The organism is Candidatus Frankia alpina (genome assembly GCF_902806485.1).
GTDB lineage: Bacteria > Actinomycetota > Actinomycetes > Frankiales > Frankiaceae > Frankia > Frankia alpina.
The window spans coordinates 1-15,031 of the sequence record NZ_CADCWT010000109.1; the positions used below are offsets into that span (position 1 = coordinate 1).

16 protein-coding genes and 1 pseudogene are annotated in these 15,031 nt (G+C 70.7%); 12 read left to right on the top strand and 5 right to left on the bottom strand.

Features of this window, described 5'->3' with window-relative positions:
- Positions 1 to 412 precede the first annotated feature (412 nt).
- The 12 genes from G6R25_RS13240 to G6R25_RS13290 all read left to right on the top strand — a co-directional run bounded on the left by G6R25_RS13240 (position 413) and on the right by G6R25_RS13290 (position 10,761).
- Positions 413 to 1,222 (top strand): GntR family transcriptional regulator, encoded by an 810-nt coding sequence (locus G6R25_RS13240; RefSeq protein WP_205447098.1) that lies wholly within the window; start codon positions 413 to 415, stop codon positions 1,220 to 1,222.
- A gap of 175 nt (positions 1,223 to 1,397) precedes the next feature.
- Complete coding sequence (locus G6R25_RS13245; RefSeq protein ID WP_136449282.1) at positions 1,398 to 2,351, top strand: hypothetical protein; 954 nt, start codon at positions 1,398 to 1,400, stop codon at positions 2,349 to 2,351.
- Positions 2,348 to 3,064 carry a class I SAM-dependent methyltransferase gene (locus G6R25_RS13250; protein ID WP_163553212.1) on the top strand — a complete coding sequence of 239 codons (717 nt, stop codon included), beginning with the start codon at positions 2,348 to 2,350 and terminating at the stop codon, positions 3,062 to 3,064. The genes G6R25_RS13245 and G6R25_RS13250 overlap by 4 nt, the downstream gene beginning before the upstream one ends.
- Before the next feature lie 531 nt (positions 3,065 to 3,595).
- Entirely contained in the window at positions 3,596 to 3,727 is a 132-nt protein-coding gene (locus G6R25_RS28900) for a hypothetical protein (RefSeq protein ID WP_268904137.1), read from the top strand.
- 140 nt (positions 3,728 to 3,867) lie between these two features.
- Entirely contained in the window at positions 3,868 to 4,647 is a 780-nt protein-coding gene (locus tag G6R25_RS13255) for a ParA family protein (RefSeq protein WP_161983024.1), read from the top strand.
- Positions 4,644 to 4,988, top strand: coding sequence for a hypothetical protein (locus tag G6R25_RS13260; RefSeq protein ID WP_136448540.1), 345 nt, complete (start codon positions 4,644 to 4,646; stop codon positions 4,986 to 4,988). The genes G6R25_RS13255 and G6R25_RS13260 overlap by 4 nt, the downstream gene beginning before the upstream one ends.
- A 331-nt stretch (positions 4,989 to 5,319) precedes the next feature.
- Positions 5,320 to 5,871, top strand: coding sequence for a hypothetical protein (locus G6R25_RS13265; RefSeq protein WP_136448541.1), 552 nt, complete (start codon positions 5,320 to 5,322; stop codon positions 5,869 to 5,871).
- Between the two features lie 174 nt (positions 5,872 to 6,045).
- Entirely contained in the window at positions 6,046 to 7,227 is a 1,182-nt protein-coding gene (locus G6R25_RS13270) for an AAA family ATPase (RefSeq protein WP_235826212.1), read from the top strand.
- A complete protein-coding gene (locus G6R25_RS13275) occupies positions 7,224 to 8,651 on the top strand; it encodes a hypothetical protein (protein WP_163553214.1) in 1,428 nt (475 codons plus the stop codon). The genes G6R25_RS13270 and G6R25_RS13275 overlap by 4 nt, the downstream gene beginning before the upstream one ends.
- Positions 8,652 to 8,692: 41 nt before the next feature.
- The gene (locus G6R25_RS13280) at positions 8,693 to 9,814 is read left to right on the top strand and encodes a DUF6744 family protein (RefSeq protein WP_328591808.1); all 1,122 of its coding nucleotides are present in this window, start codon (positions 8,693 to 8,695) and stop codon (positions 9,812 to 9,814) included.
- A 475-nt stretch (positions 9,815 to 10,289) separates the two neighbouring features.
- A complete protein-coding gene (locus G6R25_RS13285) occupies positions 10,290 to 10,487 on the top strand; it encodes a hypothetical protein (RefSeq protein WP_136447901.1) in 198 nt (65 codons plus the stop codon).
- A 37-nt stretch (positions 10,488 to 10,524) separates the two neighbouring features.
- Positions 10,525 to 10,761 carry a hypothetical protein gene (locus G6R25_RS13290; RefSeq protein WP_136447900.1) on the top strand — a complete coding sequence of 79 codons (237 nt, stop codon included), beginning with the start codon at positions 10,525 to 10,527 and terminating at the stop codon, positions 10,759 to 10,761.
- On the opposite strand, the gene G6R25_RS30505 is transcribed toward G6R25_RS13290, so the two are convergent.
- The 5 genes and pseudogenes from G6R25_RS30505 to G6R25_RS13310 all read right to left on the bottom strand — a co-directional run.
- Complete coding sequence (locus G6R25_RS30505) at positions 10,758 to 11,051, bottom strand: helix-turn-helix domain-containing protein (protein WP_235948290.1); 294 nt, start codon at positions 11,049 to 11,051, stop codon at positions 10,758 to 10,760. The genes G6R25_RS13290 and G6R25_RS30505 overlap by 4 nt on opposite strands.
- A pseudogene (locus tag G6R25_RS30510) lies at positions 11,045 to 11,524 on the bottom strand (recombinase family protein); the annotation flags it as partial. The gene G6R25_RS30505 and the pseudogene G6R25_RS30510, both read right to left, overlap by 7 nt.
- A 186-nt stretch (positions 11,525 to 11,710) precedes the next feature.
- Positions 11,711 to 14,020 carry an FtsK/SpoIIIE domain-containing protein gene (locus tag G6R25_RS13300; protein WP_163553215.1) on the bottom strand — a complete coding sequence of 770 codons (2,310 nt, stop codon included), beginning with the start codon at positions 14,018 to 14,020 and terminating at the stop codon, positions 11,711 to 11,713.
- Positions 14,017 to 14,205: a hypothetical protein gene (locus G6R25_RS13305; protein WP_163553216.1), complete on the bottom strand. Its 189-nt coding sequence runs from the start codon at positions 14,203 to 14,205 to the stop codon at positions 14,017 to 14,019. Before G6R25_RS13305 ends, G6R25_RS13300 begins: the two co-directional genes overlap by 4 nt.
- Positions 14,186 to 15,031, bottom strand: an 846-nt coding sequence (locus G6R25_RS13310; protein WP_205447099.1) for a hypothetical protein, incomplete at its 5' end; no start/stop codon positions are given. The genes G6R25_RS13305 and G6R25_RS13310, both read right to left, overlap by 20 nt.

Genomic DNA, 15,031 nt, shown 5'->3' on the forward strand with positions numbered 1-15,031 from the left:
GCACGGATCCCCCAGGGCTCGCGGACACCCTCACGCAGGCACTGCACCCGGGTCGGGCAGGCGGCGCAGATTGCCCGCGCGGCGCTCTCGGCGACCGCGTCGCCCTCGGGAAAAACAGATCGTTGTCCAGGTCGCGGCAGGCCGCATCGTGCCGCCACGAACGGACGGCGTGCTCCTGGGCGGACTGGGTTGGGGCAGGATCGAACATGGGTCTGTACCTCCCGGTGCTGTCGGGGGCTCTGCAGGTCCAGGCCGTCGGGCGGGATGTGGAGTCCCGTTCGGCGGCCGTATGTATCTGCGCGTCTACCGCTCTGCGCGCAGAATTGTTGTTGCGATGAGCAGCGTACGAGTGTCGGTGGGTGAGCACAAGATTCTGCGCGCAGAATCTTGGAAACCTCGTAGAGTGGTCCGCGTGACCGGACCCATCGAGACCACGACGCTCACCGCGCAGATCGCCGATGACATACGGCGCCAGATCGAGGCGGGCACCCTCTCGGAGGGCGACCGGCTGCCGACGCTGCCCGAGCTCCAGTCGACCTACCGGTGCAGCAGCACCATTGCGCGCGAGGCGCTCCGGCTCCTGCGCCAGCGGGGTCTGGTCGTGACCCGGCAGGGCTCGGGATCGTACGTCCGAGCCCTGCCCCGCCGGCGGATCCTGCGGGGCCGGCTGGTTCGTCGAGATCCGACGCGGGGCTACATCATGCCGGCGGCCACCGGAGCCGATGAGCCCTGGCAGACCCACGGTCAGCCGCAGGCCACGACGTTGCCCGTGCCTCCGACGGTGGCGGACATCCTCGGGATCGACGCTGGTACCCCGGCAGTGCGCCGCCGCCGTGTGACCTCCCCGGCCGGCGAGGAGCCGTTCCAAATCGCGGACACGTGGATCCACCCAGGCGGAGTGGCGGATGCGCCGCAGGCTGGAGCGCCGGACACCGGCCCTGGCGGCTACCTGGACAGGCTGGAGGAGGCCGGCCACGGCCCCATCACGTGGACGGAGCGACTCCGTATCCGGGTGCCCACCGCCGAGGAGGCGCGGCTGCTCAGCATCTCGACAGCGCTGCCGGTGGCCGAGCTGGCCCGGATCGGGGCGTCGGCACGATGGGGGCAGCCGATCGAGGTCACCGTCTGCGTGATCCCGGGCGACCGGGTTGAGGTCCTGACGGACCTGGAACGGGACGCGAGTGCCCGGTGGCCAACAATCCCGGTGAGCCTGGCCGGGTAGATACCTCATGGCGTCAGATAGTCATCGTATCTAGACATTCCGTCACTGCTGCTTGCGTGACGCGGACCGCCCTGTGCGTGCGGAGGCGACTTGCGTGGACGCATCCCGCCTTGACCGGTGCAGGGGACGCCACGGACGATCACCCGCATGGATCGCCGCGGAGGAGGGTGACGGGATGCTGGTGCCGCCGTCTCACCTATCCCAGCTCGGCAACCGGGCAGGGCTGGGCATCGCCGACGTCGCCCTGCTCGCCGGGGTGGACGAGAGCACCATCAGCCGCCTCTGGTCAACACCGGACTGGCTCGACCGAGTCCGAGGACGAACCCTCCAGGCACTGATCGCCGCCGTGCCAGGGGTAGCCGAGTACGTCGCCGATGCCCCTCAACGGGACCGGTTCGCGTCGCTCGTGCGCAGCCTCGCCGCTGAGGGCGTGACCGTGGACCTGGTCCAGGCCGCCCGGCTGTCCGAGCAGGCGGGGGTCCCCCGTCCGTATGTTGCGCACGCGCTGGAGGCCCTGTTCCAGGGCGGTCTGCTCGTCGACGTCGCCCCGCTGCTCACCGCGGCTACGGAGCTGATCCCGCGACTGGCCAGCCGCTCGTACTCGTTCAACATGACACTGGCCCAAGCGCACCTCGCCCATCACGTCGCCAAGGTCACCGGCGCGCCGTCCGACCTCGGCGACGTCAGCGGTGACCTCGACCGGCGGGCGGCGTTCACGCTGCGCAGCAACACGATGGGCGCGCTGGCGGCCACCGCCAACATCGAGCCCGCCGAGCAGTACCACCGGCTCGTAGAAACGGAGCCGGCCGTGCGCATGGTCGAAGAGTGGGCGTTTCCGTCCTGGATGCGAGATTGCCGACCGAGCGCGGACATGAGCGTGCCCGGGTCGATCCTGCTCCGACAGACCGCTGCGGAGGTCCTGCGCGAGATCGGCTCCTACGGCGAGGGCTACCTGCACTACTTGGTCAGCACCTATCTGCCGCTAGCCCTTAGCCAGGACCCCACCTTCGGACTGCGCGCCGGCGAACTGCACACCGCGCTGCTGCTGCGCCGCGACACCCTCGACAACCCCATCGTGCGACGTTCCGTCGACACCCTGACCAGCCATCTTCCGACGGGAGTCTCATGACCACGACCAGCCCCGCGTCCAGCTACAGCCTCAACGCCGACTACTGGACGCGGATCATCCGTGACGGCCTCGATCGGTACCGGACCGGGCTGACGAACCCGGCGATGCTCGCCGCCGCCGGCGACGCTGGATGCGGCGAGGGCGGCCTGGCTCGTCTGCTCGCCGGCCGCGGCGCCTCCCCCGTGGTCGGCGTCGATCTATGCTCCGAGCTGGTCGACGCCGCGCGTGGCCAAGCCGCCGCCGACGGGCTCGACATCCGCTACGAGACCGCTGACGTTGCAGCCCTCCCCCTCGACGACGCCACCATCGACCTAGTCGTCGCCAACCATGTCCTCAACGACCTGGAGGACCCAGCACCGGCGATCGCCGAGTTCGCCCGCGTCCTGCGCCCCGGCGGCCTCACGGTCGCGCTGCTGCTGCACCCCTGCTTCTACGGCTCCCGGGGACGGCCCGTCGACCGCGACACCTACTTCGGCGGCCCCCGCCGGATCGAGCAGCACTTCGACGTCGCCGGTGAGGTCTCCCCCGCCCCGGTCGTCGCCTGGACCCGCCCCCTGGAGGACTTCGCCGCCGCATTCGCGGCCGCCGGCCTAGCCTTGGTCGGCATCGGCGAGCCCCACCCGAGCGAGCAGCAGCGCCGCGAGGACCCCTGGTGGGATCGGAATTTCAGCCGCCCCCTGTTCCTGCTGCTCACCGCCCGCAAGCTGCCCTGAGCCCAGCCCATCGCTCGTGTTCGCGGCCCCACTGGTCCTCGGCCAGGGGGGGCCGCGTCATGTTTGTGACTCCCGTACTTCCGTTACTGAAGCCGCCGCCCGCGAGTAGGACGAAACAGGTCACAGAGTGTCGGGTCATACGCCTATCGTGATGAGGTGTCACAGGGTGTCGAACAGACCAGGCCGGTAGATGACTCTTTTTTCCGGTTCAGGTACCTCCGTGAGTTCGTCGATGGCGCGGACGTTCTGGGCCTGCCGGACACCACAGAGGTTGCCTGCTACGTCGGTTGGACCGGGACGCTGTACAGCGTGCGCACGAACGCCAGCTCGAAGGGCGATGCCGTGGACAAGGCACCCAGGACGGCGCCGGAGCCGATCGGGGCAGAAGCTCCCGCGGCCGTGCCGTCACCGAAACGCACGACCGTGACTCAGGGAGCGACCGGGGCGCGGGTGACCTGGCGGCGATGGTGGGGACGTAGCTACTCAGCCAGGACCTTGCCTCTGGGAGATGTCCGCAACCTGGTCAGACGGGTGGAGGAGGTTGGCCTCCTCGCGGCAGCCCAGGCCGGCGTCCACGGCGTACGGGACGTGCAGGTGCGCGGGCTGCGGGTGTCCGGGGGACACCACGTCTACAGCCTCTCCGCGAAGCCGTACCCCTCCTGATTTTGGGGGCACGCCGGGGATCCGTGCCTTCCTCCACCCATCTCGTCTCGCACCTGTGCGAGTAGACGCACTGGTGCGATAGGTGCGATTCCCGTGTCGCACCTATCGCACGTCTCGTACCAGGCGCTACGGTGCCCGGTATGCCGATCACAGCGGTCGTGAACCAGAAGGGCGGCGTCGGGAAGACGGCGACGGTCGCCCACGTCGCCGGCGCGATCGCTGCCGCCGGCGGGCGGGCGCTCGTGGTCGACCTGGACCCGCAGGGCCACCTGACCGACGCGTTGAAGGTGCAGGAGGCGACCGGGCCGGCGACGCTCGCGGCTGCGCTGACGGGGGAGTGGACCGGCAAGACGCCAGAACTGATCGTCGGCCACTCGACGACGGCCGCCGGCGGGGCGCTCGACGTCGTACCGACCGCGCTGGAGATGTTCACCGTCAGTCGCACGCTTGACCAGATGCGGGCCCGGGAGCATCGCCTCGCCCGGATCCTCGCCGGCGTCGGCGACTACGACCAGGTCCTCATCGACTGCCCGCCCAGCCTCGACATCATCACCGACAACGCCCTGACAGCGGTCGATGGTTTACTCGTCCCCGTCCAGGCCGAGGACTCCAGCCTGCGGGCCCTCCGACTCCTGCTCTCGCAGGTCGCCGCAGTCGACGCCGACCTGCGAGAGACACCGCTGCACCTTCATGGCATGGTCGCCTCCCTCGTGCGCCGGCCGCTGACCACGTTGGCCCGGACGGTCCTCGAACAGCTCGACCATCTTGAGGACCTGCCACTACTCGGCACGGTCCCCTTGGCGGTAGTCGTCACCGAGGCATGGCGGATGGGCCAGACCATCGCCACCTACGCGCCCGACTCCGAGCACGCCGTCGTCTACCGGGAACTCGCCGCCGTGCTCCTGCAGGCATCCGCGTGAGCCCCAAGAAGGAGTTGCCGCCCCCGACCGGGCCCGACCTCACCGAGCTCCTGCGCAGCAGACGGCGGGCATCCGCCGGCGGCGGCACCGACCCGACCACGGATCCGCCCGCCCAACGGGATCCACAGCCGGCCCCGCCCCCCGCCGCGGCGCGGCGGGGGGCCGCGGCGATGGACCGGCGCTCCTGGTACATGCCGGCCGAGAGTGCGGCCGCCCTGGCCGCCGCCGTCGACGACCTGCACTACGCGACCCGGCAGCCGAAGCACGCGGTCCTGGCCGCTCTGCTCGCCGTCGCCCTGGAGCACCAAGCCGAGGCCCGGGAGCGTCTCCAGGGCACGTAGCACGTCTCGCACATGTGCGAGACGTCGCACCAGAGGGGGCGGACGATCGCAGCGGCCAGATCACGAGTCTCGGCGAGAGCGTCGTGGCCGCCGCCCAGCTCCACGAGCGGTGACCCGGGACTGCTGGCGGCCCCCCGACGGCCGCCTACTTTTGCAAGATTTTTTGAGTAAAGAATTGCTCATTGGATCATGCTGGTGCCTGGGATGCGCGGGGATTGTCGGCCGCCAGACATGACCTTACAAACTCCCGTAAGGCGTGTCCGTGGAGTGGAATCGGACCTGGCCCGCGGGGCTGGTAGACGCTGTGGGCCGGTGGGGTCAGCCGGTCGGGGTGGAAGAGGCGCGTAAGCGCTGGGCGGAGTTGGTCACGTTGGCCGAGTCCGGGTCGCCGACGTTGATTACGCATGAGCGGTCGGGGTGGGCGTGGGCGGTGCTGGTGCCCCTGGCCGAGCTGTACGAGTCGCAGGAGATGCTGCCGGTGCATCAGGTGTCGGCGGCCCGCCCGAAACTCGCCGGCCTGGTGCGCGCCGCTCACGGCGGTACCCCGCAGCTGCTGCACCGTCACTACACGGCGGTGGCGGCGCTGATGACCGCGGACCGGGTGATCGGTGTGCCTCCCGGGGAGCGCCTGGACGTCGACGAGCTGCTGCGCGAGGGCGCCACCATCACCCTGACCTACGACCCCGGGGTGGAGGGCCTGTGCGGCCCCGATGGCGACATCGTGGAGGAGCCCGAGCCGGCGCTCGTGCTGGCTACCGCGGTGGACCCGTCTGGTGGGGAGATCGGCACCGGCACCGGGGACACCGTCGCGCAGGCCCTGGCGTCGCTGCACCGTCGGCCTACCGAGCGACCGCTCGAGTACGCCCGCGAAAGCCCGTTCTGATCTGACCGTCCCGATCAAGGAGATCCGGTGACCGCATACGTGGCCAAACCGGACGGTCGACATCGATAGCCGAACGTTGAAAACGCTCGTTTTTGACATCTTCGAAGTGATCGTCTAGCGTCGGGTCTGTACCCGATCGGGTACAGGTTTCGCTTGGGAGGCAGGGGATTACGGGTGGGAGTGGGAGATCAGGTCGCAGGACGCGGGCCGGCGCTACGGGCCGGGCTGGAGGCGGTGATGGCCGAGGTGGCCGGGCTGTTTCAGGAGCGGGACACCGAGATCCGGATGATCGTGACGGGGGTGTTGGCGGGGCAGCACACGCTGCTGGGCCCACCGGGGACCGGGAAGTCGGCGCGGGTGCGGGAGTTGACGGGCCGGATCGAGGCGGGGGTGTACTGGGAGATCTTGCTGCACAAGTTCATCTCACCGTCGGCGATCTTCGGTCCGGTGGATCTGGCGGCGTTGACGGCGCGGGGGGAGCACCGGCAGGTCCTGGACGGCCACGCAACCCGGGCACACGTCGCTTTCCTGGACGAGATCTTCAAGTGCAGCGCCGCCGCATTGAACAGCATGCTGGCGTTCCTGAACGAGCGGATCTACCACCCGGAGTCGGGTGGGGCGCCGATCGGGTGCCCGCTGATCAGCGCGGTGTGCGCCAGCAACGAGCTGGCGGAGGACGACACGACCGCCGCCCTCTACGACCGGTTGCTGATCCGCATGGAGGTCGACTACCTGTCCGAGCCGGGCAGCTTCGAGGGGCTGCTGCGCGGCGCGGCCGGCGTGCGCCGGCCGGCGGGGCGAACGACGGTGGCGCTGGCCGATGTGCAGCACGCCGTCGCTGTGGAGGTCCCGGTGGTGGATCTGCCGGACATGGTGATCGACGCGGTGCGGGATCTGCGCGCGGACCTGCGCGGCCGGGAGATCGTCAGCTCGGATCGCCGGTGGGTGCAGGCGGTGCGGCTGCTGCAGGCCGCTGCATGGCTGGCGGGGCGTGCCATGGTGTCGGTCGACGACCTGGCGGTGCTCGTCCACGTGTTGTGGGACTCCCCGGTGCACCGCGGCACGGTGGAACGGGTGGTGCGCGGCTATCTGTCGCCGGACGACCGGCGCCTGGCCGACCTCGGTGACGAGGTTGACCGGATCGCCGCCGAGCTGGACAAGCTGGTCGCGGCCGGCGACGCCGGCCGGCTGCGGAACTGGGCGATCGATCAGAACACCGCCATGGCCACGACGGTGAAGCGGCTGGGGTCGATCCGGGACGCCGCCGACCATGCCCAGCATGTCTACGCCCGGATGCTGTCCGAGGCGCTGGGAGTGTCCCCGGACAAGATCCCCATGTTGGGTGGTCGGCGGTGACCGGGCTGGGGCAGGTGCGGGCAGCGGTGGGGGAGCTGCTGGCCCGCCCGCCGCGGATCGTCGATTCCGCCGAGCGGGCCGACCGGGTGGTGTGGGAGCAGATCGCCGGCGACTGCACCGCGCTCGGCGAGCTGGACGCCGAACTCGCCGGTCAGCACGGCGCGGTCGGGCTGGCGTCCGCGTTGTGGATGGCCGCCGCCCAGCTCGACACCCCCGAGCATGACGAGCTGCGCCGTGTCACGGTGGGCGATCCGTATGCGGCGGCGATGGCGCTGCTGGCCCAGGGGCCGCGGATCCGCCAGATGCTCACCGACCTTGACACCGCCGCCGGCCGCCGCGACGGGCGGCGCGCCCACCGGGAGCACGCCCGCGCCGTCGAACGGCTACGCCAGGCCGTCGACGCCGCCGAGCAGGACGCCGGCGGCGACCCGGATGGGGAGGTCAGCCGGCCCCGCACGGTGGACGTGCAACGCGCCGTCGCCGACTCGGCGGCGACCCAGGCGGATCTCGCCGCCGCCGAGGCCGGCGGCGGCGAACCGGGCGGGGACGTGATGGTCGTGCGGGCCGCGGCCGCCGAGGAGCAGCTCACCGCCGACGCCACCGCGGCCACCGGCTGGGGCAGCGAGCCGGTGGAGCTGCAACGGATGGACCCCGACGAGCGCATCGCGCTGGCCCGGCTCGCCGAGCTCATCGGCCGGTTCCGCCAGATGGCCGCCGCCCAGCGGTCCCGCCGCGTCGAACACGCGAAGGGCGAGTACGTGGGGGTGACCCTCGGCGACGAGCTGACCGGGCTGGTGCCCGACGAGCTGGTGGCGCTCGCCGTGCCGGCGCTGCGCGCCCAGTGGGCCATCCGCTACGCCGACCGGCAGCTCCAGATCTACGACCAGCGCGGTGTCGAACACGAGGCTCAAGGGTCGATCATCGCCGTGGTCGACTGCTCCAGCTCGATGAACAACTACGACTACTCCGCCGGGCCGACGGTCACCGGCGAGGCCTACGCCAAGGCGCTGGCGCTGGCGCTACTCGACCAGGCGCGCGCCGCGATCCCGTTCTCCGAGGTCCCCCACGACCCCTACCAGGTCCCCGCCGACCAGCCCGCCGACCTCGCCCGTAAGGGCGAGTTCGCCGGTTTCTTTCCCGGTGGGGGCACCGAGTTCGCCCCCGCGCTCGACGCCGAGTACAACACCACCGGCCGGGCCCGCGCCGACATTGTGATCATTACCGATGGGTCCGCCGAGCTGGACGACACCTGGGTCGACGCCTGGCGGGAGCGCCGCCGGCGGCTGGGGTTCCGGGTCTTCGCGGTCACCATCGGCGACTGGGCGGAGGACCCCGAGGAGCTGCACCGCATCTGCGACGACGTCCGCGCCGTCACCGACCTCGCCGACACCCACACCACCGCCGACCTGTTCCGCACCATCTGACCCCCCACCAACAGTTACTGAAACGTGCGTTTTTGGCCGTGATGGGAGCCCTGCACATGCCCGCCGACACCCCGGATGTGATCACCGGTGATGCGTCGTTCAACACCTACCTGCGCGGCCTGACCGGCGGGAGCGAGGGGGACGGCGGCCCGGGACTGCTGGGCCACCTGGTGATCTACAACGTGACCGGGGTCGAGAAGGCCACCCCGGACGAGCTGCGGACCTGGTTCGAGGAGCTGGGTCTGTCCGAGGCCTACCTGGCGGGCCCGCCGCGTGCCGACGCCGCGTTCGAGAAGGCGACGTCGAGCGCCCGGGCCCGCTACCCGCTCGGCGGCCGTGGCCGCGGCCACGCCAGCACCGGCCAGACCGTCTCGCTGATGATGCGCAACGTCGCCCGTGACGAGACCCGGATGGTCCGTCACCTGGTACGCGAGCTCGCCGACCACGCCGACGAGACGCTGAGCTACGAGGTGCGGGTCGCGGTCGCCGAGTTCGTCCGCCTGACCGGCCCGGCCGTGCCCGAGGGGTCCGGGACGATGACGCTCACCGCCGAGACCGACACCGTCGCAGGGCTGGACGTTGCCGAGCAGACCACCATCACCGAGCTGCTCGCTGCGGTGGAGGCCGACTTCGCCGATCGCAGCCAGTACGTCGGGGCGGACCGGCTGCGCAAACTGCTGCGCGACTACGTGGAGCAGCAGCTCGCCGGGGTGCGGATCCACGCCGGCGTCTACTTTGTGCACCACCGTCACACCGACGCCCTGGCCGCCCTGCGCGAACTGGCCCGACGTCTCGGCGCAGAGCTGACCCGGGTGCCGCTGCCCGACGCCGGCGAGATGCGCAGCATGGTCGACGGTGCGTTCGACGCCAAGGCTCAGGCCGATCTGGAGTCCCTCGCCCGCGACATCGCCCGGCTCCAGGCCGACGGTCCCAAGGCGTACCAGGTCCGTCAGGTCCACCGCCGCTACACCGCCGTCGCCGCGGCCGCCGAGCAGTACCAGTCCGACCTCGACACCCAGCTCACCGCCACCGTCGCGACCCTCGAGCTCGTCCAGGCCCAAATGGCGAGCCTCATGATGAGCGCCGCCGACCCCGAGCAGCAGGCCACCCACCGCCAGCCACCCAGGACCCCGGGACCGACGAACAGCAGATCGCCACCCTGAGCGCCCTCCTGCAGCACCTGGCCGACGACGATGACGACGAATACGTCGGCCTTGGCCTTTCTCCCACCACCTACGTCGGGGAGCCGCCCACAGCCGACGAGACCCGCTACACGGTGAACGCCCTCGGCGTCTCCGCCGCCGAGGTGGCCTACTCCCGTGGCGGGGGGACGACGACGAATACGACGGCATCCGCCAAATCCTGCTGTCCTACACCCGCAGCCACGGCCTACCCGACGACGTCGTCACCGACGACGCCCTGAAGACGGGTGACCTCACCTTCGTGGACCACAGCGAATATGAGGCCCCGCAGATGGTCCTGGACCAGTTCGTCCGGAGCCTGCCCGCGCGGCTGGACGTCGCCGCGATGGGCATCTACCAGCCCACCGACACCGATATCGACGGCGCGTAATCCTCAGCGCGCCGATGCCTACGCGCCGACCGACTACCTGGCCCGCACCCACCAGGAGACAGCATCGTGACCCTCACCGAGGCCCGCACCCTGATCGGCACCGACCGGCTGTGGCTCGCCCCCGGCACCGGCAAGGTGCTCATCGGCATCCACGTCCACGACGCCCGCATGTCCTACGGGCGGCCGCAGCTCCAGATCCAGCCGATCTCCGGACGAGGCTCCCAGTGGATCGACGCGGACCTGACGCAGCCAGTAGAGGACTGACAGCCGACCGTGCACCGCGAACACCACAAGGAGCAGAATGCCCACCCCCTTCGCGGAGATCATCCAGGTAGAGCACGTCCAGCTCGACGACGCCGGCAACCTGGGGTACTCCCTCACCGGAACGCGCATCCGTGAGCCACTCGTCGGCACCACCCAGCACCTCGGGGAGTTCACCTCGTGGGAGGCAGTCCTCGCCGATTTCCCCGACCACGACTTCGTCGAGCTGACCACCGGCGCCCCGTTCGTCCCGCGCCGCCATGCGTCCGAGCTCTAGGTAAAGGACTCATGACCCTCATCAGCGAGCCGATCACCCTCGGGGTGGCAGACGCGGCCCGCGCCGGCGTGCCGGTCGCCGATGCGGTCGGGGTCGAGGTGGCCGTACACGGTGGAGCGGGGCACGTCGAACAGGGCGGCGATCGCCGCGACGGTGTGGGTGCCGGCGTCGTAGAGCTGCTGGGCGCGCGCGGCCTGCTCGACGGTGAGGCGGGGCCGCCGACGCGGCCGCGGGCGCGGGCGGCGGCGAGGCCGTCGCGGGTGTTGGCGACGATGAGCTCGCGCTGGTATTCGGCGAGGACGGAGAGCATGCCGAACATGGCGCGGCCCTCGGCGGTGGTGGTGTCGATGCCCTGTTCGACGACATGCAGGCCGACACCGCGCTCGGCGAGGACGGCGCCGAGGGTCACCAGGTGCAGCAGGGATCGGCCGAGTCGGTCCAGGCGGGTGACCTTCACCGTGTCCCCGTCGCGCAACAGCTTCATCACGAGGTCGAGCTCGGGCCGTGACGCCTTCGCGCCGGACGCGATGTCAACGTGAATGTTGCCCAGGGCGACGCCGGCGCGCACCAGGGCGTCGATCTGGTGGTCAGGCTTCTGGTCGGGGGTGGACACCCGCGCGTATCCGATCAGCATGCCGTCGAAAATAGCCCACCTGGCAGGTTTTCCGACGTTGATTGCCGACAGGGTTGTCGACGCTCCGGGAAGGCTTCGGGGAACCTTAGATGATCTTGTCGGCAGACGATCGTTTCCCGACACTCCCATCCTCCGACTCGCGACAACCTCACAGAGTTAAAACGCACGTTTTCAACGCACGGACGGTGGACCGTCCGTGCTGGGAAGTGAACCTGGCGCCGGAGCCGTCGGTGGAGCGTCTGGCCGTTCGACGCCCCACCGACGGCGGCTAAGCCAGGATCAGGGCAGAGAGCAGAGTGCTCACCACGCCAACGATCACCGCGAACGTGAAGCTCTTCGCCCACCGAAGAACGACTGCTGCGTTGGAACGAACGAACCGGCGGTGACGCGGTCGGCGTTGACGCACATCTGGCCGCGAGTCTTGTAGGGGCGAGCGGAGTCTGGGAGCTCCTTGCGGAGCCGTTCGAACGTCCACCCCCGGTAGAGCTGAGGGCGCAACGCGGCGAGGCCGGCCAGGACTTCCTGGGTGCGCATGATCGGGTCCAGCCCGCCGGCGGCGCGGATGACGGTTCGAATGTCAGCGAGGTAGTCGACGTGCTCGGCCGGCTCTGCCTCGTCGGCGGGGGCGACGGCTGGTGGGGTGTCGAGCATGGCCATGGCCCGCTCGACGACGGGGGTGACGTCGTCAACGCCGTCGCCACGTCGGACGTAGAAACAGCGCAGCAGCCCGTCGGTGGGCGTGAACCCGGATGCCATCGCGGTGCCGAGATCACCGAGGTCCACCGCGCCGTCCGCGGCGACGGTCATCGGCCGCAGGGTCGTGGCAGAGATCCCGGCGCGGTGCTTGCCGGTGCCCAGGATGGCGTCGTTGCCCTGATGATCGGCGATGGCGAAACACGCCCGGTTGGACAGCACCTTGGCGACCTTGCGTGGCAGCGAGTCGGCCGACGGGACGGGTGTGGCGAAGATCAGGGTGACGCCGTACTTACGGGCCTTAGCCACGATCTTCTCGACCAGTTCGGCGGCCTCGTCTCCGACGTCGGAGACAAACAGCTCCTGACATTCGTCGATCACCACAATCCGGGGCCGCATGCCCGGGTCGGCTTCGGCCAGGGCACGGGTAAGTTTCGGCTCGCCGGCCGCCGAGAGCTTCCGGCCACGGTCGGACAGCTCGGACATGAGCTGCTTGAGGGCGGCTAGCACGGTCGGGATCTCGTCCGGGTCATCGGAGACGAACAAGGTCCGCAGCCGAGGCCGCAGCGGGTCGTAGTCGGCGTTGACGGCCATGCAGTAGACATCGATCTCCACGAGCGGGTCGAGGATCGCACCCAACAGACCGGTGATGATCAGCGTTGATTTGCCGGAGCCCATCATCCCGGCGACACCCCAGTTGGCTTGGAACAGCCGGCCGAGCACGATGTTCCCACGCGGGTCGACCCCGACCGGCACACCTTTGAAGTAGTCCGCGACGCCGGTGGTGAGTAGTGGCCACGGCGCGACCGGCTTGGTCAGGCTGCCCTGGTCGGCGACCCACAGGTCCAGCACGCCGGGGGCGTCGCGAGGCTCGGTCGGCCACACCTCCACCGGCAGCCGGAGCAGGTTGTGGGCGAGTACGGGCTTGCTGTTGACGATCATCTCCACGGTGACGCCTTCGGGGAGCAGGAGCCGGGAGTGCCAGCCCTTGCCGTCGTGGACGGGCGGATCGATCCACCGCGGCGTCCACCCCTCGCGGAACTTGCGGTTCAGCGCCGGCATGTTCAGGTTCCGCAGCGCGTTCGTGATCGCCCGCTCGTCCGGGACCACGTCCCGGCCGGCGCCGGCGTCGCCGGCTGGCGGCGCAGACACCCAGGCAGGTAGCTCGGAACGGGAACGGCCCAGATGCCACAGCCATGCCGCGGCCCCACCGGTGGCAACGAGCAGGAGGGCGGCGCCGTAGACGGCGAGAAACCAGCACACGAACGTGACCAGGCCGATCACCCCGACGAGCGGGGCCAGGACGTAGCCGGGGTCGTGGTGGCCCAACGCCAGGACCACACCGAGCGCGAGCAGCAGCGCGGCGAACCCGGCCAGCCCCGCCGCGACGGCCCGCAGCAGGTCGACAGGCGAACGCACCCAGTCCATGACGCGGGCATGGCGACGCGCCTTCTCCGCGACGTCACGCGCCTCCCACTCCCGCAAGCTCTCCTGATCCCCCGCGATCTCCGCACGGCGCATCTGCCGCTCATACCGCGACGCCCCATGACTGTCCCGCCACCTGCCGCAGGCCACCCCGACCCCGGCGACCGGATACCACAGATTGCGGGCGACCAGCTTCGCGCCGGCCTTGGTCTGCGGGTGCGAGGCGACCGCACGCACCCCGGTCACCACGACCCACGTCCGCGACACCGCGGCCCGGGACACCACCAGCGCGCGGGGGCGGTAGAGCTCCACCCCCGCCGAACCGAGGACGTCACCCTCCAGCACCACCCCAGCCGAGGTCGCGCCGTCGGCTAGCTCGGCGGCCGGCGGGCCGACGACGCCGCGGTCAGGGGCGCGCCGGTCGGGGACGACCCGCGCGGTCCACGGACCGGGCAACACCTTGCCACCTACCGGGGTCGCCATGTCGTCGCCAGGAAGCCCGGTCACGCCGTCACCCCCCGGTCGTCGCCACGGACCAGTGACAGCGGCGCCTGCCGGCGCGCCGCATGCTCGGCCAGCAGCCGCTTCGCGCGAACCTGCCCGACTCCCAGATGGTTCGCGGCACCGCGGATCGACAGGCCAGCGACTGCCCCGCCGAGCGTGTCGAGCGCATCAAGCAGCTCGGTGTCCAACCGCCCCGGGGCGGCTGCTGCACGGGCAGCGGACGGGACGGTGACACCCCGGTTTGGGCGTGCCCCGGGGTGCCCCGGGGTGCCCCGGGGATAGCCGTTTCCGCAGGTCAGCGGCTGTTCTCTCGGGCGCCTGATCGGGTGCAGCCACAGGAGTCATCTCGGGGAGGCCGGGAGCCACCTCCCCGGCGGCGGCCACCACCAGCGCGGGGAACACTTCAGGAACGGTGATGGCAACCGGGGCGCCGAGCACGCCGGCGGTGGTGGTGCCGCGCGGCGGCCGACGGGCCGCTTCCATCGCCAGCAGCTCGGCCGCAGCCCGGTCCTGAGCACAGGCAACCTGGCGGCGGACCGACGCAACGGCCAACTGCGCGCTGGCCGTGGAAATCTGCGCGGCGACCCACTGCGCGTCGCCCGGAGACAGTTCCGGCCGAGTGACCCTGCCCAACGTCCACCACAAGGATTTGGCGGCGATGCTGACCGACGCGCCAATGCAGGCCATGGCCAGGCCACCGGACCGGTAGCCCTCCACACCGATTGCAGTCACGGTCACCGCGAGCAGCGCCCAACCGACCCGGTCGACCACCGTCCGCCGGTCCGGGCGGAACCGGACCATGAACGCCATCCCCAACGCCGCGCACCAGGCAAGGTCGAACACCCCGCCGGCGAGATACGCCGCCGGCGTCCCCTTCAGCAGGTGGGCGATGGACACGGTCGACCAGACGATGGAGATCGTGGTGAGCATGAGAACCAGGCCGACGACGCCGCGGGCGGCGAAGCCGCCGGTGTCCAGCGACCGCAGCACCGCGGCCTCCAGTCCGAGGGTGAC